Raw genomic sequence first — 23,202 nt, 5'->3', positions numbered from 1 at the left:
ATGTGTAAGAGTAGTTGACTTAGAGACAGAATTGATGGCCTCTACAAAAGGTGTAGCACTTCTTTCTCTAAATGGCGAAGAGTTCACCAATCAACCCATTTTAGTAAGCAATAATGACACGATTCAGTTAAAAATTTCATCTCGTGATGAGGTGGAAACCACTCTAGAGAATAGCTTAGTACTTTCACAAACGACAACAAATGGAAACGTTCATAGCTGGAACTATCCATGGAAGGTTTTATTAGAAACGCCAAGAACCACTGCCCAAAATTGCTTTATTGCTGATTTTACCTTCGATGAGCGTCGACAGCGTCTCCGAGTTTTCGAACTGCCCGCTGAGAAGTATAAAATACCTGGCGAAAACGTTACTTCTCAGTGTATTGAGGTAACAAACCTACCAAAACCTGTTGTAGCTAAATTTCAGCGCAATAGCGAGTTTTCTGTCAACTACGGCGAATATTCAAGTAAAGAGAAGGAAATATTCAATGGTGATATAATTAAAATAAAAAATACAGCCCCCGTTCGTCTTGGCAACATTATGTTAGATAGACTTATTTTAAAACTTAGTTTAGACGATGAAACGACATCAACTACGTACTACCAGTGGTACGTTGGTAATCGTTCTAACGACAATTACACGAGCTTATCTGGCTGCTACCTACTTTCGAAAGATAGCGCTAATACCGGTATATTACCCCACTCGATTACTTCAAACGATAGTATTTCCGCGAAGTCTACATGTATGATCAATGCAGAACCAAACTCACTGTTAGAAGTCCAGCCTGTCCATAGAAATTTAAAGATTCTGGTTAATGAACGCCCTGTTGAAAATGGTACGGTTCAGCTTGGCTATGGTGATAAACTTCACTTAGAGCACACTTTTGCGACCTCAGGGTTCAGTTATGCATGGTTTAACCTAAAGCAATCATGGGAAGACCAAGCAAGTTCTGGCAGCGAGCTTAAGTGGGTTATCGAAAATAATATTACATCGGTAGGTACGACGGTAACACCTGTTGTCGATAGTTTCGCAATGGAAGTTACCGATGAAATGTTCGCTAACTGCCGCACATCCCCTTTTCATTTACGAGTAAACGACACTCGGTATTTTCAAGCTGCCGCTTTTCCAGAGTCACTATACCAACCGCTTGCGACTGAGCTAGCCTCAGCTTGTATTGAAATCGATGGTTTGGAAACCGACCTAAAAATAAATAGTTATCAAGGGAGCTGGTTTGCAATTAATGGACAACCATTTACACAGCGCGAAAGTGTAATTAAAAACGGAGACAAAGTGGTTTTAGGTACCGCTACACCATCTGACTATATGCAAAGTAAGACTGTAAGGGTTCGTGTTGAACCGGGTGCAAACGCATTGGATAACAGAGGCTTTTTCTTTAATTGGAATATTCAGACGACCAATACAGAAAGAGCCCCGCAAACCTGGAAAATTGGCCCCTCTCAAGAGCATCGACAAATTGAAGACATTATGCAAATGCTGGTCGCTGGCGATGTGGTTGAGGTCATAGGTGACTCAGACTATGCTCCTTTTATTATGAAAAATATTAGCGGAACACCAGACTTACCAATAAAAATTATAGGCGTAGAAGTAAATGGTAAAAAACCACGCTTTGTTGGCAACCATCCCGATTGGGAATGGACTGTCGGCTTAAGAGGATCTCACTCTATCGAGCTACACAACATTGAAATTACTGGCGGAGATTCTTTATGCTTTAGACATGAGTCTGACAATATCAGTATTCACAACTCTTACATTCATAACTGCCCGAGCATCGGAATATTGGGTACAGACAACAACTCTGGTAGCTTATCAATAATAAACACTGAAATTACCAATTCTGGTGGCCGTGCAACCCCCGATGCCAAGTGGGGACATCCGATATACGTTGCAACAGATCCTTTCAGATTTCCAAACAGCGTACTAAAAGTTGAGCGTTCTTTCTTACACAATAACCGCGGCAACAGTATTAAATCTCGCGCTGAAAGAACAGAATTGTACTACAACTGGATTGAAGTTAGCGATATTGAACAGTCTCGTTACGCAATTGAGCTTATCGGTCCAGCACTTAAAAACGCACCTTATACAGATCAAGATGTGGTGGGAAATACCATAATTATGAATAAGGCTTTCCCAATGGCTCGGTTTGGCAACGACGGAGCTGGAGGCTCAAACGGGCGTGTACGATTTGCCAATAACATTGTTTTGCTAAATTCAGGTAATTTCCACACTTACTTATTTAATTTGTCATTCCAAATGACTTCATTCACCGTGAAAAATAATTTAGTTCACTCTGTAGATGAGTCGACAGAAGTAACCTGGCTACTACGTGAAAGTATGGTTTTAGAGGGTTGGCACTACAGCTTTCCTCATATTTACGTCGAAAATAATACATTCACTAATGAAATGAAGATGAAAGCGAATAGTATGCCCAATACAGTTGGCAATACTAGTGAGTACATCTTAGGTACTGAAAGATGGAGCAATAATGTTTATGCCCGAGATGTAATATCTACATCAGTTCACAATGGGTTAGTAGAGCAGATATGGGGTTATCAAGAGAATACAATGCCTTATCAACTAGACGTTCCAGACTACGTGTTATTAGATGAGTACTTGGTAGGCGCACCTCTCGAGATGATGCTTCTAAGCAGACCTATACCTGGAGAAAGTATCCACTGACCTTACTTTTCAACACAATGCCTCTAGATCTAACATTTTAATAAGCTAGAAAACTGCAAATATTCGTTTGAGTACCCATATCGATTATCGATATGGGCATTTTTCTTAACCCTCAGCTTCTCCTCGAAAAATTAATTAATTCTTGTATCGCATTAGTGAGAAATGAACAGCGTAAGGCTCTAGTCAAGCCTACTTTTCTATTTCCCTCACCACTTGCCCATAAGCCAATAGCGCGAATAGACCTGTTCCGCCGACAATATTTCCTAGTAGCGTTGCGCCTATTAATGAAGCGGTCTCGCTTATGCTTATATCCCCTTGAAGAGCTAATAAGAACAGTTCCGTAGAGCCTGCTATTACATGTGTAAAATTACCAATGGCAATAAGGTAAGTGAAAATAACGATCATCAAAATTTGTGAGTGCTTCACCGAAGGCTTCATCCACACTATAGCGGCAATAATAAACCCAGAAGTTATGCCGTAAGAAAAAGCGTCTGACGGTGTTAACTTGGCATAGTGTTCAGATATAGCAGTCATTCCTTCCACTAACTCTGGAGGAACCGCGTCTAGACTATAGCTGAAAAAAGCAGCTAAAAAAGTGCCCACCATGTTTGCGGCGAAAACAATGCTCCATAGTCGCGCAATACACACACCCATATTTATAGATGGCTTGCTTAGCAACGGCAGAATGACTGACAGTGTATTTTCGGTGAAAAGCTGTAGTCGACCTACAATAACCAATACAAAACCTACCGTGTAACCTAAATTCTCTATAACAAACTGATGAGGAGAGCCAGCAAAAAGGTGATGCAATATCCCCTCAGCTAGGATTGAAATCGAAATACCAATACCTGCTGCAACCCCAGACCACCATAGTGACATCATAGGGCGCTGAAGCTCTTCTAGCCCTTCTCTATGCACAATAGCGTATAAAGAAACAGAGTTTAAACTTTGATTATTTCTTACGTCTTTCTCTTCGGTGTGACTGAGCGCCACATCCTGTTCTCGACGCCCTGATTCCTTCATTTTCTCAGTCACACATGCCCCCGCTACTCCTTTTAAACTTATTTTCCTCGTTCAAACATGTGCATTACGTAAATAGCAGATGCGCCATTGCACGAAGAGTTTGATTGCACTAGTAAGTGCTCTTGTTCTGGTACGTTGGCTGGATACATTTTCGGTCATATTAATTTCAGTCGCTAATATTAAGCGCCTAAATAAAAACCTGTGTGAATTAGTCCACATGAGTTTTCATTACTTATGTTGTTAAGAGCTACTTTTATATATCGACCGATAGCATTATTTACGCTCCTACATTTAAGGGGTTAATAACGAAGGCTGTCCTATACCAAAGGCTTGTAGATTTAAAGCTAAGATAAAAACTTAAGAACTTAGATAATGTTAACCATGCAATGACACAGTTATTTACATTTTCCGCATCAAAAAGTTGAACGAACGGATTTGATTACCCTCTATATTTAATGCAGGGTTGGGCTGTAAAAGCCTATAAGTGAATCTATCAGGTGCCAATAGCGAGAATGCGATTGTGAAAAACATTAAAGAAAGCGTAAAAAACCACCTGCCTTTTATTTTATTTGTTATTTTGCTTTTCTCGTTTAGAAGCAGTGTTGCTGACTGGTACTATGTTCCCTCCGGCTCTATGGAGCCAACCATCAAAGTGGGAGATCGAGTGGTTGTCGATAAATCTGCATACACGCTAGAACTCCCCTTTACCAATGTAGTGATCGCTCAAACAGGCGATATCAAGCGCGGCGACATTGTGATTATTGACAGCACCGCCGCTAATACAAGGCTCATCAAGCGAGTTATTGCCGTAGAGGGCGATAAAGTTGAACTAGAAAACAATGTACTATTTATAAACGGTGAGAAGGCAGCATTATCCCCCTCAGGTAGTCAGGTTTATTCTGAAGAAATTTTGGGGCACAGCCGTACTATTGCACTTAATCCGATACCAAGCCCTGCAAAGAGTTTTAATGTAGTTACCGTGCCTAAAGCTCACTTACTTGCGATGGGCGACAACAGAAACAATAGTGTAGATTCCCGCTACTATGGATTTATTCCAGTTGAAGAGGTTCAAGGCAAAGCCACGTCTGTGGCGTTTTCTCTAGATACGCACAATATGTATTTACCAAGAAAAGACAGAGTTTTTACCACTCTTCAATAAGCTCGGTTAGGTACGGTCTTTTTGCAAAATAGCTATGAGACATTTACTTACGTTTAAATTTGCGTCACTACTAGAGTGATCAGATTTACAAAAGTTGCTGCTTTTTGTGTCTACTGCAAAATTTAGATTAATTAGATCTCTTTCAAAATATTACAAATTACCCGCCTACCTTTGCGCTATTTTTATCCATCAACTCAAATTTTTAAGTTGAATAATTACGTGCTACCCCACTATTTGTAAGCAATCTTTACCTTGCCTTAATTATTCATATTTTGCGAAAAGCATGCGTGAAAGTAAGAGTTGGTTTACACATTTTGTAACCAAGAGTCACATCTTTCGTGTTTTTCCCTATTGCAACTTTAGTATTAGGAGTGCTATTGATAATTTCGCAGCATAACTATGTTGCAAAAACACACAACAAGTAAAATGGATAATAAGGAAATAACAATGAAACAAGGTCGTAAAGTAAGTGCTATAGCAGTGGGATTAGCGCTTGCAGGAATTACCTCACTAAACCCAGTATATGCACAGCAAGCTGACGAAGAAGCAGCCAACCTTGAACGAATTGCGGTCACCGGTTCTCGTATCAAGCGTACCGATATGGAAGGCCCCTCTCCTATTCAATCGATTGATGCAACTATGATTGAAGGTATGGGCTATGAAAACCTTCAACAGTTACTTGAACGTATGCCTGCTACCGGCGCCGGTACCTTCTCAACTCGCAATAACAGTCAAGACTCGACTGCGAATGGTGCGGCAGCAGTATCACTTCGCGGCATGGGACCTGACGCGACACTGGTATTAATTAATGGTCGCCGCGTGGCAATTAGTGCATTTGCAGAAAGTATCACGAATTCATTTGTTGATATTAACTCTATCCCAGTATCTGCCATTGAGCGCATTGATATCTTAAAAGACGGCGCATCGGCTATTTATGGTTCAGATGCAGTAGCAGGTGTAGTTAACGTTGTACTTAAGAAAGACTATGAAGGTCTTGAGATTAACGCCGGCTATGGTGGTACTACTGGACCAAACTATGATGAAACCACAGCAAGCATTTTGTGGGGCTCTCAAAGCGAAAAGAGCAGCGCTACTGTTATTATCGACTACTTTAATAACAGCACGCTAGGTGCTGATGAAATGGGTCGTTATGGCACCGCAAACCAATCTCCTTATGGCGGCATGGATTTTCGTTCATCACGCGGCTACCCTGGCTACTTTTATGTAGATGGCGTTAAAACAATCGACCCAGACTGCCCAGAAGATAGCGCGACGGCCTCTGGCAGTTGCTTGTTCGATTACGGCCCTTTCGGCCTTGTAATTCCTTCCTCTGAGCGCGTAGGCTTTATTGGTCAATTTGATTACAAAATTGGCGACGAAACTACAGCGTTTATGGAACTTGCTATGCAGCACAATACGTCTGAAGCAGGCGGCGCTGCAACACCGCTCGATGAAGATGCGGGTTTAACCGTTCCAGGCACCCATCCTAACAACCCATTTGGTCAAGACATCGAAATTGGTCGCTACCGCCCTGTTGACGCCGGCGCTCGTCGCTGGGACATTGAGTCTGATACCCTACGTTTAGTCGCGGGATTACGCGGTACATTTAACGATTATGACTGGGAAGCGTCGGTACAAAAAGGTCGCAGCCGTTCAGAGCAAAGCGGCGATCAGTCACAAGGCTGGGTCCGTGTTGACTGGTTACAAGAGCAAATTGACCTTGGCAACTATAACCCATTTGGTGGTGTAACTAACCCACAAAGCGTGATTGACGATATAACCACTAGCCTAGTGCGTCGCGGTGAATCACGGATGACCAGTGTTGATGCACACATTACGGGCGAAGCCTTTGACTTTGGCGACGACGTAGTCATGATGGCGGCTGGCGTTGAATATCGCGAAGAGCAGGTATCTGACGTGCCTGATGTACAGTTCCAACGCGGTTTGATCTTTGGTACTGAATCTGTGTCAGCTTCAGCAGAACGCGATCAGTATGCTGCATATTTAGAGCTTTCAATTCCTTTGGCTGAAGAGCTAGAACTTCAATTAGCTGGCCGCTATGACCACTATAGTGACTTTGGCAGCACAACTAACCCTAAAATTGCGTTACGTTGGGCACCGAGCGACGAAGTGACAGTGCGTGGCTCTTGGGCGCAAGGTTTTAGAGCTCCATCTCTTGCACAAGTTGGCCTTGGTCCATCACAAAAGAGCGTATTTTTTGTAGATAGATACCGTTGTGAAGCAACCGGTCAAGACTGTGAATCACTGGATTACAACATCGAGTTCGCTGGTAACCCTAACCTTGGTGCGGAAGAATCTGAGTCATGGAACGTAGGTGTTATCTATGCCCCTATTCAAGAGCTTGGATTAAGCATTGATGTATGGAGCATTACCCAAGATAACAAGATTGACGAACAGCAGTTTGGTCTTGTTTACGACGCAGAGTGTAATAATCAAGACAGTACAATTTGTGTTCGTTTAGACCCGCAGCAAGGTGAGTCGCTAGGTGTTATTCAGAAGATTTTCAACACCTACCAAAACGTCTCGTCACAAGAAGCTTCGGGTGTAGATTTCAGTGCTAATTACAGCATGGAACTTCAAGAATACGGTAACGTGCGCTTCAACCTGGACTGGTCATATATGGACGAGTTTGAAAAAGACGGTCTAGAATACACAGGCGAATACGGTTACCCGGAGCATCGTTGGTTGTTCGGTACAACGTGGTCTAAAGGTTCGTTTGACGCTAACTTAAATATTAGCTTTATTGGTGAATTTGAAGACACGCCTGACATTGACTTCGACGGAGTATTAGACTTCGAAGAAAATACGTCAAGAACGGTTGATTCGCAAATGTTAGTAGACTTGCAGTTTGGTTACAACTATAGCGATAACCTTCGCTTAGTCATCGGTTCTAACAACTTGCTTGATGAAGAGCCTCCATTTGCTATTGGCGATGGTGATAGCGACCTCTATGGTTATGTAGGTAGCGTACACAATCCTCGTGGCCGCTTTGTTTACTCTAAACTAACTTACCGCTTCTAAAAGTAGCTCAAAAGAAAAAGCGCTCGCTGGCATTATTTTGCCACAAGCGCTTTTTTATGTGCTGCTCAGTGAAACAGAAATCCGAAGAGAACCGTAGTAAGCCACGCAAGAATAACAGGCAAAGCGATCATCACGTATACCAGTATCTTAGAGCCTAATGTTTCGGCTTGCCAAGCATCCATCATCTTTACGTTGAATCTTCGCTTTAGCAAAAAAGTGTAGAAAATTACTAGTATTAAAATAATTATAGCTTTTAGCATTCTTCTTTACCCCCACTCTCTAGTAATGACCTTGCATAGAAAGCATCGGTCATTGTAAACCTCTGTTTTCCTATTAGGATTACTCGTCTGTCGTTTCCTCATACTGAGAATCAACGGCGTTACCTATCGCACCACCGCCTAACACTAAACCTACAGAACCAGCTAAACGCCCAACGCTACCCACCGGATTGAAAAAGCCAGTACCTGCACCAACTAAACCTGCTGACCATAGGGATTTAGAACTAGCGCCACCACCGCCTGCTATAGCTGCGCCATAAACGCCTCCAACGGCTCCTGCAAAAGCGCCTATAATATTAGCAATCCATGCTCCGCTGACCTGTTCTAGCTCTTCTTGTGAAAGCTCGTGCCCATTTAAATTTATGTCTCTTTCCATGACTTTTCCTTACAGTTAATATGTTAAAGCACTACCAATACATTAATTTCCTTGAAATGTAGATGCGTTGACGAAAACACTATATCTGTAAAAATTAGAAAAAAGACCTGTTCTGAGTACCTGATTACCAAGTATTTTTAACTATGGCTTTGTATTAAAAACTCCAACCTCAGTTTATTTAATGCTATCCATAAAAAATGCCAGCTTAGCTGGCATTGTTATAAACGAACCCACGGTAGATATCGAACTTACATACCAAAGTGAATAAGCACAAGGTTGCCAATAGAGGCGCATAGCATAGCAAGGAAAGTTAGTATCATACCCGCGAAGCGCTGCCAACTCACGCCTGAATGACGTCCGAGTCCATAGGCATGCAACGCACGGCCAAACAGTAGTGCGCTACCTAAAGCGTGAACAGCCCATACTTGACCTGTATTAGCTTCAAAACACGCTATCATAATAAGCGTAATGGGTACGTATTCGCTAAAATTACCATGCGCTCTGGCTAATCGATTGAGATCTTCATGACCACCATCGCCTATTCCAACTTGGTGGCGACGCCTTGCACCAATTACTAAAAACGATAAATAAAGGTAACAAATACCCAATAGGCTGGCGTAAAACGCCGTGATAGGCAAAACCATGGTGTACTCCACATGTTATAGTTTTATCGCGTAGTTTTAAACAGCGCTTAATTACACATCTATTGACTGCTATTAAACGTTATCCGCTATCAACTTACAAGCAACAAAAAAGGCCGCCTAAGCGACCTTTTATAAACGTTGTCGGCGATTAACCTAAACGCTCTGCAAGTTCAGCACTAACTTCTTCAACTGGACGTGTTCCGTCTAGCTTGTGGTATTCACAGTTTCCAGCTTCAGCTTCAGCACTATAGTAGTTTACAAGTGGCTTAGTTTGCTCGTGGTAGATAGCAAGACGTTTACGCACCGTTTCTTCTTTATCATCGTCACGGACGATTAGGTCATCACCTGTTTCATTGTCTTTGCCTTCCACCTTAGGCGGATTGTAAACAACGTGATAAACGCGACCCGATGCTGGGTGCACGCGGCGGCCACCCATGCGCTCAACAATTACGTCATCAGGAACATCAAACTCAATGCAGTGATCAACAGAAACACCTGCTTCTTTCATTGCATCAGCTTGTGGAATGGTACGAGGAAAGCCGTCCAACAAGAAACCATCTTTACAGTCATCTTGTGCAATACGCTCTTTTACAAGGCCAATGATGATCTCATCAGACACAAGTTTACCTTCGTCCATTACACGCTTTGCTTCAAGACCTAGCTCTGTACCTGCTTTAATAGCTGCACGAAGCATATCGCCTGTTGAAATTTGTGGAATGCCATATTTGCCCATTAAGAATTGAGCTTGTGTGCCCTTACCCGCGCCAGGAGCGCCGAGAAGAATGATTCGCATGAGTGCGTTCTCCGCTTATGATTTTTGAACTTTTTACTTCGGGCACTTTACACATTCAACACTGTAGTGACAAGTGTAAGAAGTACCGTAAAGTTAATCTTAAGACTAATGGCGAATATATGTTCAGCTTATAGGCGTTTTTATAAATTTAAGTCTAAACCTGTAAGCCAATCGCCCGGTAATTCATCTTCTTTAAAGCATGAATTTTTGAAGTTTTAAGTGATTAACTAGAAATTTTTAACGGCCAAAATATAGCACAATAAATCGGCCAAATTTATTTTTGTTGGTAGCAGACATAAAAAAACGGGCATGATGCCCGTTTTTAAGTGTAAACCTTCTGTCTACCTGCTTATTTAGCCAACTTCATTAGCAATGCGTTCAAGTTCTGAACAAACGTAGACGGGTCTTTCAAACTACCCTGCTCTGACAATGCAGCTTGGTCGAACAATACACCAACCCACTGATTGAATAGCTCTTCATCCTGCGTGTCGGCAAGCAGTTTAACTAAACTATGTTCTGGGTTGAGTTCAAAGTGATACTTCACGTCAGGCACTGTCTGGCCAGCTGCCTGCATCAACTTCATCATCTGTGTAGTCATACCGTTATCATCGGCAACAATAACGGCAGGAGAGTCAGTAAGACGGTGCGTAAATTTAACGTCTACAACCTTGTCACCTAGTGCTGTTTTCGCTCGCTCTAGTACGCCTTCTACTTCTTTCTCTGCTTCTTCTTGGGCTTTCTTAGACTCTTCGTCTTCTAAGTCGCCTAAATCTAAGTTTCCTTTAGCGATAGAAACAAATTGTTTCTCGTTAAACTCAGTTAGGTGAGACATTAGCCATTCGTCAATGCGCTCGCCCATTAGCAATACTTCAATTCCCTTCTTACGGAATATCTCAAGGTGTGGGCTAGACTTCGCTGCTTGCAAGCTGTCTGCGGTCACGTAGTAAATTTTATCCTGACCTTCTTTCATTCGCTCAATATAATCAGCTAATGAAACCGTTTGAGCGTCAGATTCTCCGTGTGTCGAAGCAAAGCGCAATAGACCAGCAATTTTCTCACGGTTGCTGAAGTCTTCCGCTGGGCCTTCTTTTAGTACATTACCAAACTCGTTCCAGAACGACTGGTACTTATCGCTGTCGTTCTTAGCCATTTTTTCAAGCATTTGTAGAACGCGCTTAGTACAACCTTGGCGAAGCGCTTGAGTAATCTTGTTGTCTTGAAGAATTTCACGAGACACATTTAGCGGAAGGTCGTTGCTATCTAGTAAACCTTTCACAAAGCGCAGGTAGGTCGGCATAAACTGCTCTGCGTCATCCATAATGAAGACGCGTTGAACATAAAGCTTAAGACCGTGGTTTTGATCGCGGTTCCACATATCAAATGGCGCTTTAGAAGGAATATAAAGTAGGCTGGTATATTCAGTTTTACCTTCTACTTTGTTGTGCGCCCATGCTAGCGGATCTGTAAAGTCATGAGAAATGTGCTTGTAAAACTCGTTATATTCTTCATCACTAATATCAGACTTTTCACGGGTCCACAGCGCGGTGGCTTTGTTAACCACTTCCCACTCACCAGGCTGAGCTTCGATTTTCTCGCCCTCCGGACCTTCACTCTCTGGCACTTCATCTTTCCACATTTGTACAGGAATGCTGATGTGGTCTGAGTATTTACTTACAATCGAGCGCAGACGCCATGTATCGGCAAATTCTTTTTCATCTTCTCTAAGGTGAAGCGTAATCTCTGTGCCGCGAGTAGGCTTGTTGATTTCAGCGATAGTGAACTCGCCTTCACCGTCTGAAACCCATTCAACACCAGTAGATGCATCAGCACCAGCCGCACGAGTGCGAACAGTAACTTTATCTGCAACGATAAATGCTGAGTAGAAACCTACGCCGAACTGACCAATAAGCTGCGAGTCTTTTGCACTATCGCCAGAAAGCTTACTAAAGAAATCTTTAGTACCCGATTTAGCAATGGTACCTAAGTTCGCGATGACTTCATCACGAGTCATACCTATACCATTATCGGCAATCGTAACCGTGTTCGCTTCTTTATCAACGCTAAGTTTTACGTTTAATTCACCATCGTTTTCATACAGGCTATCATTTTCTAGGGCGCGAAAACGCAGTTTATCTGCAGCGTCTGCCGCATTTGATACTAGTTCGCGTAGAAAAATTTCTTTGTTTGAATACAAAGAGTGAATCATCAGTTGAAGAAGCTGTTTTACTTCTGTTTGAAAACCGTGGGTTTCTTTGTGGGCTGCTTCAGCCATAATCCAATATCTCCTCGTTGAATGGATCACGTTTGATGTTAAACAGGTAAGGTCGCTCAACGCACTTTTCAACGTTTAGTACGAAAATTTATTTTCTATTCGTAAACTTTTTCGAAAAAAAACAAATACCGCCTATTTAGCGAGCGAATAGGCAGGAACCAACTAGAAAACGGGGGAAGGATTTTATGAAAAGAGAGCGTTTTTTAGATACTTAAAACACTCTGTATCATAGTTACAGCTTGCGGCGACCTGAAAAAGCATGGGTGAGTGTATTACCGTCAATGTATTCGAGTTCTCCCCCAACAGGCACACCATGAGCAATGCGAGAGGCATCGACGTTGTGACTTGTACATAGCTGAGCAATGTAGTGCGCCGTTGCCTCACCTTCTACGGTGGGGTTTGTGGCTAAGATAACTTCACTAATCCCACCAGCGGCTAGGCGTGCCTCAAGCTCGGTTAAACCAATTTCTTCGGGTCCAACACCATCAATTGGTGATAAATGCCCCATTAGTACAAAATATTGACCTTTGTAGCTTAACGTTTGTTCTATCGCTAATACGTCTTGAGGGCTTTCTACGATACACAGTAAACCGCTAGCTTCTCTTTCTGGGTGACGGCAAATATCGCATAGTTCATCTTCGGTGAACGTTCTGCAACGCTTACAGTGATGAATATGCTCCATGGCATTATGTAACACATTGCTTAAATCAACCGCACCCGTGCGATTTCGCTCTAAAAGGTGAAATGCCATGCGTTGGGCGCTTTTATTACCTACGCCGGGAAGACAAGTTAATGCCTGGATTAATTCTGAGAGTAGCGGGCTGAACTTCATAATATTTACTGCTTTGGTATTTGTTCGGTTTGTTTCGGGCTTTCACGGTATTTAATCACGTTCCGCTTCACTTGGTCGAGTTTAACTTCGTATACATTGCCACCAAACAAGCCTTTGTATTCTTCATCAGTAAAAACAAGGGTATTATCATCATAGAAGGTAACAGCCTCTTTTTGTGTAACTACGCCGAGATCTATACGAGAAACGTCACCGCTAAAAAAGTTGTCGCCTTCAAAATTCTCAAATAGCCACAAGCTGGTTGAATCTAGCAATACCAGCTTTTTCCTATCCGGGCTTATCGCCGCAGAGGTGATCCAACATAGCTTCTCAAGGGTGGTACAGGTTTTAAACTCACCGATTAACTTTGCATCGAAATTCGCCGCATGATCGCCCACTTTGTACAATTTTGTAATGCCATCAAATGGCTTTGTTCTATTCTTCGTGAATAAATATAGGTTGCGCTTGTATTCCACAAACGCTTCTAAATCGTAGTTTTTGTCTTCAGGCTTTACTTTACCTTTTCCCATTTCAGGATAAGTAAACTTAATAATCTCTGCTTCCGTAGTATCACCTTCAATATCAATGGGATTTTCGATTTTATAGATAGTGAGCCAGCGACGTTTGTTGTCATTATTGCCAAAGTCACCCAGAAAGAAATGACCAAAACTGTTTTGTGTCATGTCTTCCCAATCAACGTTTTTAGCGTTTGATACGGTAATCTCTCTCTCTATGCTGCCATCTTTGTTCAACATATATAAAATCGGACCGTCACCACTGTCGTTGATAGCCCACAATCTTTTATATTTGTCGAACTCTATTCCAGAAATTTCCTTAAGTTTTGGGTCTACCGTGACCGTTTTCATTTTAAACAGTTCGTGAACACTCATAAAAAACAACACAGTTGCGATAGGTAGCAAAAGAACCGTGGTGATAACTAAGCCTTTCCTTAGCACTACTTAACCTCTATTTAGGGTGATTGGTTTTACGTTTTCCCTGCGCTTTTTATAAAAAGAAACTGTCTGAACGCAGGGGAGACAAAGAATCAATAATATAACGAATTTGACCAGATTAAGGACCAATTCTAAGAGAGGGAATATTTTAGTGTGATAGGCAAGCTTCTGTCGACGTAAAATGGTGCTTGAAACCTTTTTAGTGAGAACAGATGTCAAATAAACGCAGAATGGTATAAAAGTTAAACAAAAAAAGTAAAGCTGGACTAACTCAGCTAACTAGCTTCTTCATCGCCCCTCGACGGGAGCGGCAATATCAATAAGTGTCGAAGCATGCTCCGCTTGCAGGTACTCCATTAAGCCAACTAAGCTCAAAGGCCTAGTGAAGTAATACCCTTGCATAGCTTTGGCTCCAATTTTTTTGGCGAAGGATACCTGTTCAACCGTCTCTAACCCTTCTAGCGTGCAGGGCATTCCCAACTTCACGCACATGGCAACCACATTTTCGATAATTAACTCCCTGCGTTTTTCTTGTTTACTTTGCAGAGGGAAATCAGGCAGTAGCGAGCGATCAATTTTAATTGCGTCATATGTTTCGTCAGCCAACTCCGATATGCAAGAAAAGCCAGTGCCAAAGTCATCGATGGAAACAATGACGCCAAGTGCTTTGATTTTAGTAAGCACCTCTCTCGCCTTTGAACTTTGAAGCGTAGATTCAGTTATTTCTATTACTATTCGTTTAGGGTCAATATTATGGAAGGCAAACCGCTCTGCAAACAGCTCTATAACTCCCCTATTCTGTAACTGTACCGGTGACATATTTAGGTTGAACTTTACCTTTGAAAACCCCCACCCGCTTAACGCCTTAAGTGCGAAACAAACCTCGTCTAACATCAAAAGACCAATGTCATGTATGTGCTTTGTACGTTCAGCTATAGGAATAAACTTTTCGGGGCTTATAGGTCCATGGCTGGGAATGTGCCAGCGCGCTAAGGCCTCCACGGCTAAAACCTCACCGTTTGAGCCCATTATAGGCTGAAAGTAAGCGGTAATTTGTTTACTTTGAATTGCGCTTTTAAGCCCTTGTTGTATAAACAGCCTATATTCAATGTTTTTCGACAGGTTCTCGCTAAATGTGACAACGTTGTTTTTACCACCTTGTTTTGCTGAAAACATTGCAATATCGGCATTTTTTAGCAGTTCTGTTGGCGACATATTTTCTGTAGATGATGCAAGCCCAATACTTGCGGTAATTTGAAAGTCACCTGATGTTGTCTTAAACACTTTTTTCAGTGAAGAAGATAACCGAGATGTCATTTTACTTAAAAGCTTATGACAGGTAGTACTTGTCACAACAACAAACTCGTCACCTCCAAACCTAATAACAGAATCATCATCTCTTAACGCTGCTTTAAACCGGCTTGCGCATGCTCTTAATATCTCGTCGCCCACTTCATGTCCGTGGGTATCATTAATAAGCTTAAATTCATCGATATCAATAAATATAATTGAGCAGGGCTCAAATGATTCACTGTAGGTCTCAACAATGCTGTTCAAAAAGTTTCGATTTCCTGCACCGGTGAGGGCGTCAGTGAATGCAAGATATTTGAGTTGATTTTCCGATGACTTAAGTTCTGAAACATCGGTAAGTATGGCAACAAAATTTGTTTCGCTATTCCCAAGATCGAACGAGGTTACCGACATGGTTAAATGAAACCTGCGTCCCTCACTTACAATGGTAAGCTCCGTCCTTAAACCGTCTATCAGGTAGTCTGGGCGAGGATCGTGTTTACGTGCTTTAGGAAAAACATTGTTAATGTGAGTAGATATTAGATGCTCGGCTTGTATGCCTAGCATCTCGCATAAGGATTGGTTTGCTTTTATTATGAGACCTTTAGCATCACAGACTAAAACACCTTCTTTAATCTCACTTACAATTTTATCTGCAACGCTCAGGTTTGACTGTGTGTTCTGTAGGATAGATATATCTTGTATGGCGCCAATTTGGACATAGTCTTCGCCCCACCCTACGTCGGAAAGGACAACCTGAAACCATTTAGTCGGTTGACCTTCAATTTTTAGCTGCAACGTTGTGAGGTAATTCGATTTTAAATCTATCGCCTCTTTTAACTCAGATTTCTTCTCTTCGGGAAACAACGAAAGGAATTTGGATATTGGCATTCTGCGTGGAAAATCAAAAAGGTTTTCCACGCTTTCAATGACGACTGATTGAGTAGAGGTATCGACTTCTAACACGCCTAACTTCGCAATCTCTGACGCCATTGCAAAACGCCTATTAGAAGAAGCTAGCGCTTTTTCCGTTTTTTTTCTTTCCAGCGCAACTTGAATAGTAGTAGTGAGTGAAAGCACACCGTACGGTTTTACTAGATATCCATAAGGGGAAATCGCGAGCGCATTAGCAATTGTCGTGTCATCACAGTATGAGGTACTAAATACCACCGGCACTTGAAACCTTTCCGTGATATTTTTCGCAATATCGATACCAGAATCTACTCCCCCTAAACCAATGTCCATCAAAATAAGATCGGGAACCCGTTTTTCGACGAATGAGTACAACTCGTTTTCGGTTTTTGCTATGCCTAACATTTGCATACCGGCTTTAGTGAGCGCATTTTTAACATTCATCGCTTCAACTAAATTGTCTTCCACAAGAAGTATCACAGGACCAGTATTGTCAGTCACTGATTCACACCTTAAAACCAAAAGCTTCAATGGAACGCTTTAGCAACTTTGTGTCGACGGGTTTGGTTAGTATATCTACATCAGTTAACTCATGAGGCAGCTCAATTGCTGCTCCGTAACCCGTAATGAATAGAAAGGGGATAGAGAGCTTTTGTATTTCAATGCCTAGCTGAAAGGTATTCTCATTCCTTAGGTGAACGTCTAAAAACATAATCGAGGGTTTGCCTTTAGCCAATGCAGCTCTTGCGGAACTTATGTCGCCAAAAATATCAATCTTATCAATTCCCAACTGTTTAAGATGCTTCTTGAGGTCAAGCGAAATAAGTAGGTTGTCTTCAACGATGAATGCGCTCGTGAGAATTTTTTCGGCATTAGCCACACTGACGGCTTGAGTCTTCTCGCCATGAGTTGCATGTTGAGTGCCTAATTGGCTAGTACCGAACTCTATATATTTGCGAGGAATGAGAAACTCTGCTTTGAGCCCGGTAATTTTAGTTCTCAGTGACGCCTTGCCTTTAAGTTCGTGGGGAATAACTGATTTTATAACCGTCATTCCAAACCCTTCTTCACCCAAACCATGTAAGGGTGGCCCCCCAACCTCCTCCCATTTGATTGTGCAACCCGTTTCGTCTAGTTCCCAGGTTATCGCAACTCTTCCTTCGTTACTAGTCGCGCTTAAAGCACCATATTTCGCTGCATTTGTAATCATCTCGTGGAAAACTAGCACTATAGGCGTTACCGCATAAGGAAGAATGCGTATATCAGGGCCTTCTATCTTAAAAGACGAGTCTTTGATCATGTACGCTTTGAGTTCGTTATGAAGTAGCTCCTTGAACCTTACGCTGTTGTATGAGGCATGAGTGAGCTGGTCATGGCCTAGCGCAAGTGCTGAGATTCTTGATGATAACGAGACCACAAATTCATCAGTATCTTTCTTATTCTGCGATGTCTGACCGATAATCGCGCTGACTAAATTTAAAATATTGCGAACGCGGTGGTTTAGCTCTCCGATAAGTAACTCAAGTCTTTTTTTCGCTTCACGTTGCAACAATTCTTTTTCGTGTAAATGGCGAATGGTTAATTCCATTACCCCAAGCCTAATAGACTTCGCACGTTCAATATCTAGTGTTGTCCAAGGTGTAGAGGTAGATTCATTATTTTCTACCCATTTTTCAAAACTTGTTCGTGGAGTAAGCATTTCTTTGCCATCTTTTAATTCAACACGCTTTGCAGGATTACCCGCCCAAAAGACTTGTTGAACCACTGAGTTTCTGAAAAGAAAAATATAGTCCATCGGCTGACTAGATATCTTTAACGCCAATACGCCTGCTACATACTCGTCAGCTAACTCACCATCTATGTCTGTCAAGTTGTCGAACTGATGGATATCCTCATCAGGTAGCTCAGCCAGTATTGCGGTTAGTCGTTTAATTTTTCGCGAGCTAAATGCGGCACCCGCCTTAGTATATTCATTGCTAAAAAAACAGCCTATGCCGTCAATATCTATCAGAGTTTTAAGCAAGGAGAGTTGTTCTACGATGGCATTATTAAGCGACTTGCCTAAAGAAAGGTTGCTAAGTACCCGGGTAAAAGTAGCATTTGCTTTTTCGCTTACTCTTATCCGTTCATTTACCAGCCTTCTCGATAATTCTAGTGAAAACATTTCTGCGAAAAGTTCTAACTGTGTAATTAGCCGAGCAGGAATGGCTTTTTCTGTGTTGTGATGGCAAGCAATTAGCCCCCACAATTCCCCCTCAACTATGAGAGATATCGACATAGAAGCGCCAACACTCATATTCTTAAGGTATTGAATATGCACTTCGGACACCGCCCTTAGACGTGAAAGTGAGAGGTCTATAGAAGCTTCATCGCTTTTGTTGTTACCAATGATAGGGAAAGTTTCACCGTTTACATCAGAAATAGTTCTAATAAGGTTTTTTTTATAGAGTTGTCTTGCCTGACGCGGAATATCAGAAGCAGGGTAACGCAGCCCCAAGAAAGGGTTCATTTCACTTAACTTTGACTCTGCAATAACTTCACCTGAGCCATCAGATAAAAACCGGTAGAGCATTACCCTATCGTAACCCGTTGCAGTCCTAACGCTTTCAACCAAACCTTCATAAAGTTCTTCAAGCTCAGAAAACGTTGACATTTGCGCCATTAACGCTGTGATAACCCCCTCGTACTTACCAGAGCTCTCTGTTTTTTCGAATTCAAGGATTAAATGCTCTGCGCTTTGATGAACACATAAATCGAAAATATCTTCACAATGCGGCAATGATACAGAATGAAGATAGCTTGCTTTACCGAGGATCATAGCTTGGCTCTGCGCACCTCGTATAGCGTGCGCAATTTTACGGTCAAGCAATTCCCAAAACGTGTGACCGATAAGCTTATCAGGCGGAAGACTGACAAAGCTGCCCAAATTTTCGGACAAATGGGTAATAGCACCTTCTCTATCTACGACAATCATGAAACCATGATTTTGTATCCTCCCCAGAAGATGAATCGGTTCTTTGTCGCATTCATTCACTAATGAAGTGAGTTCACTTGTTTCGTCATGCATTATTGTTAATCCAACCGCCTTATTTGAATTACACTAAGTAAATAGCAGCGTTATCAGTCTTTAAAGAGCGCTATAAAGTAAAACTGAAAAGATAATAAACATAAAATATAGACCAAGAACAAGTTAAGCTAAACCTTTCATGCGCATTTATTAATATTAGTGTAAATATAACCAAACGTCTGTTTTCAACGAGCAAAGCTTAAACATTAGGAGGAAAATGAAGCCATACGAGTTCAATTTATAAAAAGAGATATGAGGTTGGCATGAAAATAGAGGGGATTTGGTGGTTTCGCTGAGGAGAATAGATATAAAAGAGCTCTGGCAATGAACCAGAGCTTTTTCAGAGTTAAGCCTCCATCATACCCCGTAAACCGAGCGAGTTTACGCAGGCTTACGCATAAGGGACTGAGAGCTGAATACTCGTTTAAAACGGCATTTTGAAGCCAGGAGGTAGTGGCATACCACCAGTTACATCGCCCATTTTTTCTTTGCTAGTCTCTTGGACGCGACGTACCGCATCGTTAAACGCTGCAGCAACCAAGTCTTCAACCATGTCTTTATCGTCGTCCATTAATGAATCATCAATGTCCACACGGCGTACGTTGTGGTTGCACGTCATGGTCACTTTAACCATGCCTGCACCCGCTTCGCCGGTTACTTCAATTTTAGCTAGGTCATCTTGTGCTTTTTGCATGCGCTCTTGCATTTGTTGCGCCTGCTTCATGATATTGCCCATTCCACCTTTAAACATAATTTTTGTCTCGCTTCGTTTTGGTGTTAATAATTCTGCTATCGCGCTTTAACCGAATCGGTTAGCACTGACGCATCGAAAGTCGATAGCAATGCTTGAATTGTATCGTCGGTTTTAATTACCGAATGTGCATGCGCGTGGCGCATGGCATGAATCTCTTGTTGTAACGCAAAAGGTGTGGTTGACGGTTCACCTAACGCAATATTGACGTCTACGTTCTCTCCCAACCCATGATGTATTGCATCGACCAATTGCTTTTTAGCGCTGTCATTTAATAAATGCGTCTGACTGTGGTCAATTTCAAGGGTGACAAGATTACCCTCTCGAGCGAACGATGCATGCAGTACCAGTTGTTTAAGTAGACCAGCAACCGGCATTTGCTCAACAAGGTTGCTCCATTCGTCAATTTGGCTAGCGTGAGTTAATTTGCTTCCATCATTTAGATAGGCTTTTAACTGCCCGTCATAGGTACTGCTTCTCGGCGTATCGAAGTTTAACGCTTCATGTGTAAAAGAGCGATCTCCCGCACTTTCCAACTCCTCTGGAGCACTGTCGTAATTCGAACTGTTGTCAAAGGGCACTTCAGCATAGTTAGCACCTTCAACATCTTGAGGTGGCTGATTATCGTAATCGGTAGCCCAGGGAGGCATATCTTCTGTAGACGGCGCTGTACTTGGCTGAGCGACAGCCTCATCATTTGAAAAAGGCATATCCTCTTCAAACTCATCAAGCGCAAAATCACTATTGGCCGTTGCACTAGACTGACGCATTCCAGTTTCGTTAGATGGAGCAACATCAGAAGGCACTTCTTGAGCGCTATATGATGAGGAAACTTCACTATCACTTCGAGGTAGGTGTTTATCGCCTTCCTCACTGCTGCCATAGTAAGCGCTTACCGTGCTGTTTTCGCGCGCAGGCTCATTTACAGGCTCCAGGCTGTTATTGAGCCCCTTGAAGTTATTCTTAACACTTACGCTTTTGTTATCAGCGTTACCTGATTCTGAGCTTTGATCGTTGTTATGATTAACGGCGTCTGCAATTTGTTCAGAGCTTTTGGCCTCGGCTTTGCTTCTTGTAAACCGTGCCTGAATATCGCTTGCACTTTCCGCTTTAGCATTCGCTGCAATATTGCTTTTTGTGTCAGCATCTTGTGCTTTCTTTTGCTTTAGCTTTTGTCGAAGCGCCAACATATCAGCGGTAGAAGTAAGCTGTTCTTCACCGCTTAATAAAGGTGTATCGCTGTCTCGAGCCTCAATACTAGCACTGTTGTTATCGGTAGTAGGATGGCCATGCGTGTAATTGCCATCAACAGAAGAAGTTTCATTCTCACGTGCGTACGGTTCAACATTATCGTAAGAGCCTTCAACGCCAAACAACTCTCCACCTTCTTGTTGAGGTGGCATATCGTCTATATACGCATCTAGCGGAGGCGCATCAAACTGCTGAGTAACTTCTTTATGCGATTCAACAGACACCAATGCTGCGGGTTCAGGCTGTGCTGAAACGTCTTCTGTTAGTACGTCTTCGACTTTTTCAGTAACACTTGGAGCCTCTGCTGTTTTACCAGAAGTATCGTCAAGCGCCGCATCAGCATTGGGATTACTGGATGGTTTAAATGTCGTTAGTGTCTCTACATCCGATGTAGTCTTTACTACAGAGTGTTGATGAATATCTTGTTCATCAATAGCAGCATGTTCCTGCTTTGACTGAGCTTCAGATTGAAGTGTAGACTGAAACTGAGTTTGAGTATCTTTTGAAGATACTTGTTCAGTTATAGAAGCCGCTGATACATCCTCGGTGGATGGCGTACTTTCTAATGACTGAGCAGAGGTAGATTCAACCTGCACTGTTGAGGCAACCTCCTCCTGCTCATCGCTTGCAGAAGTTTCGCTTAACGGTGCTTCCTTCTGCTTACCGACGTTTCCCGGGCCACCACTGGAAGAAGCATGATCTACAGGTAAACTATGCTCACTCCTCCCATTCTCAATCTCACTTGTAGCGTTATCGATGGGTACGTTTGGCGCAAACGACATCATACGCATTAACGTCATTTCAAAAGCACTTTTGCCATCTGCCGCAAAAGGTAAGTCTTTTCTACCTTGAAGTGCAATTTGATAAAGCAACTGCACCTGCTCGGCCGGAATGGTTTTGGCTAGTTGGAATATTGCTTTGGCCGATGTGGTTTCAAGCTTACACGCTTCGGGCACCCACTGAGTCAATGCTATTTGGTGTAATAGACTCGCAAGCTCGCTATGAACATTGTCATAATCAGGTGCTTGCTCTGCAATATCATTTACCAACTGCAACACATCAGCCGGGCTTTTATTTACCACCGCGTGTACAACTTTAAGCAGTTGATTCTTATCCATCAACCCAAGCATATCGGTTACCACCGATGCCAGCACTTGATTTCCGCCCTGCGCGATAGCTTGGTCAGTTAAACTCAGCGCGTCGCGCATACTGCCCTGAGCCGCTCTAGCTAAAAGCGCGAGTGCCTGTTGCTCAAACGACAGCTGCTCATGCTCTAAAATATGCTTAAGCTGTCCAACTATCTGCTCCCGAGACATCGCTTTCAAATTAAACTGCAAGCAACGGGATAAGATGGTTATGGGAAGCTTCTGAGGATCGGTGGTCGCCAGTAAGAACTTAACGTGTGGAGGTGGCTCCTCCAGCGTTTTCAACAATGCATTAAAGCTGTGTTTAGAAAGCATGTGCACCTCATCTATAAGGTACACTTTATAACGTCCGCGAGTTGGCTTGTATTGCACGTTATCAAGAAGCTCGCGAGTGTCCTCGACTTTGGTTCTTGACGCTGCGTCAATCTCTAACAAATCAACATAGTTACCCTGCTCTATCTCTTTACAGGTATTACATTGACCGCAAGGATTAGCCCCTTGCCCCTCTTCGCAGTTAAGGCTTTTTGAAAAAATACGCGCAATCGTAGTTTTACCTACACCTCGCGTACCAGTAAAAAGGTATGCGTGATGTAAACGGTCGTTATCTAGAGCGTTTGAAATGGCAGAGACAACATGTTCCTGACCTACAAGTTCACTGAACTTACCTGGTCTCCACTTCCTAGCTAATACCTGATAACTCATTATTACGTGTTTCGCCTTGT

Annotated in this window: 14 protein-coding genes; 3 read left to right on the top strand and 11 right to left on the bottom strand. The window is 42.5% G+C overall.

From position 1 onward, the window contains the following. Positions 1-34 precede the first annotated feature (34 nt). Positions 35-2,695 carry a hypothetical protein gene (locus D1814_RS14630; protein ID WP_232368896.1) on the top strand — a complete coding sequence of 887 codons (2,661 nt, stop codon included), beginning with the start codon at positions 35-37 and terminating at the stop codon, positions 2,693-2,695. Between the two features lie 189 nt (positions 2,696-2,884). Here D1814_RS14630 and D1814_RS14625 read toward each other — a convergent pair whose 3' ends face one another. Next, a complete protein-coding gene (locus tag D1814_RS14625; protein ID WP_118493496.1) occupies positions 2,885-3,730 on the bottom strand; it encodes a formate/nitrite transporter family protein in 846 nt (281 codons plus the stop codon). Positions 3,731-4,238: 508 nt separating this feature from the next. On the opposite strand from D1814_RS14625, the gene lepB reads away from it, so the two are divergent. Then, entirely contained in the window at positions 4,239-4,877 is a 639-nt protein-coding gene (gene lepB, locus D1814_RS14620) for a signal peptidase I (protein ID WP_025255786.1), read from the top strand. 447 nt (positions 4,878-5,324) lie between these two features. Then, on the top strand, positions 5,325-7,919 hold the full coding sequence (locus D1814_RS14615) for a TonB-dependent receptor (protein ID WP_118493494.1): 2,595 nt from the start codon (positions 5,325-5,327) through the stop codon (positions 7,917-7,919). A gap of 339 nt (positions 7,920-8,258) precedes the next feature. On the opposite strand, the gene D1814_RS14605 is transcribed toward D1814_RS14615, so the two are convergent. The 10 genes from D1814_RS14605 to dnaX form a co-directional block, all read right to left on the bottom strand. Then, complete coding sequence (locus D1814_RS14605) at positions 8,259-8,573, bottom strand: hypothetical protein (RefSeq protein WP_118493489.1); 315 nt, start codon at positions 8,571-8,573, stop codon at positions 8,259-8,261. A gap of 248 nt (positions 8,574-8,821) precedes the next feature. Continuing rightward, on the bottom strand, positions 8,822-9,217 hold the full coding sequence (locus tag D1814_RS14600; RefSeq protein WP_025255789.1) for an MAPEG family protein: 396 nt from the start codon (positions 9,215-9,217) through the stop codon (positions 8,822-8,824). Between the two features lie 148 nt (positions 9,218-9,365). Next, on the bottom strand, positions 9,366-10,010 hold the full coding sequence (gene adk, locus D1814_RS14595) for an adenylate kinase (protein ID WP_012519076.1): 645 nt from the start codon (positions 10,008-10,010) through the stop codon (positions 9,366-9,368). Between the two features lie 349 nt (positions 10,011-10,359). Further along, a complete protein-coding gene (gene htpG, locus D1814_RS14590) occupies positions 10,360-12,282 on the bottom strand; it encodes a molecular chaperone HtpG (protein WP_118493487.1) in 1,923 nt (640 codons plus the stop codon). 232 nt (positions 12,283-12,514) lie between these two features. Continuing rightward, a complete protein-coding gene (recR, locus tag D1814_RS14585; RefSeq protein ID WP_118493485.1) occupies positions 12,515-13,114 on the bottom strand; it encodes a recombination mediator RecR in 600 nt (199 codons plus the stop codon). A 5-nt stretch (positions 13,115-13,119) separates the two neighbouring features. Beyond that, the gene (locus D1814_RS14580) at positions 13,120-14,067 is read right to left on the bottom strand and encodes a hypothetical protein (RefSeq protein ID WP_118493483.1); all 948 of its coding nucleotides are present in this window, start codon (positions 14,065-14,067) and stop codon (positions 13,120-13,122) included. A gap of 285 nt (positions 14,068-14,352) precedes the next feature. Then, the gene (locus D1814_RS14575) at positions 14,353-16,767 is read right to left on the bottom strand and encodes an EAL domain-containing protein (protein ID WP_118493481.1); all 2,415 of its coding nucleotides are present in this window, start codon (positions 16,765-16,767) and stop codon (positions 14,353-14,355) included. Positions 16,768-16,771: 4 nt separating this feature from the next. Next, entirely contained in the window at positions 16,772-19,333 is a 2,562-nt protein-coding gene (locus D1814_RS14570) for an HWE histidine kinase domain-containing protein (RefSeq protein ID WP_118493479.1), read from the bottom strand. Positions 19,334-19,757: 424 nt separating this feature from the next. Next, on the bottom strand, positions 19,758-20,084 hold the full coding sequence (locus D1814_RS14565; protein ID WP_118493477.1) for a YbaB/EbfC family nucleoid-associated protein: 327 nt from the start codon (positions 20,082-20,084) through the stop codon (positions 19,758-19,760). Between the two features lie 38 nt (positions 20,085-20,122). Continuing rightward, the gene (gene dnaX / locus D1814_RS14560) at positions 20,123-23,182 is read right to left on the bottom strand and encodes a DNA polymerase III subunit gamma/tau (RefSeq protein WP_118493475.1); all 3,060 of its coding nucleotides are present in this window, start codon (positions 23,180-23,182) and stop codon (positions 20,123-20,125) included. Positions 23,183-23,202: the final 20 nt, after the last annotated feature.

This window comes from Alteromonas sp. BL110 (assembly GCF_003443615.1).
In the GTDB taxonomy this organism is placed as follows: Bacteria; Pseudomonadota; Gammaproteobacteria; order Enterobacterales; family Alteromonadaceae; genus Alteromonas.
Note: the sequence above shows the minus strand (reverse complement) of the source record. Positions and strands in the feature narration are given on the sequence as shown.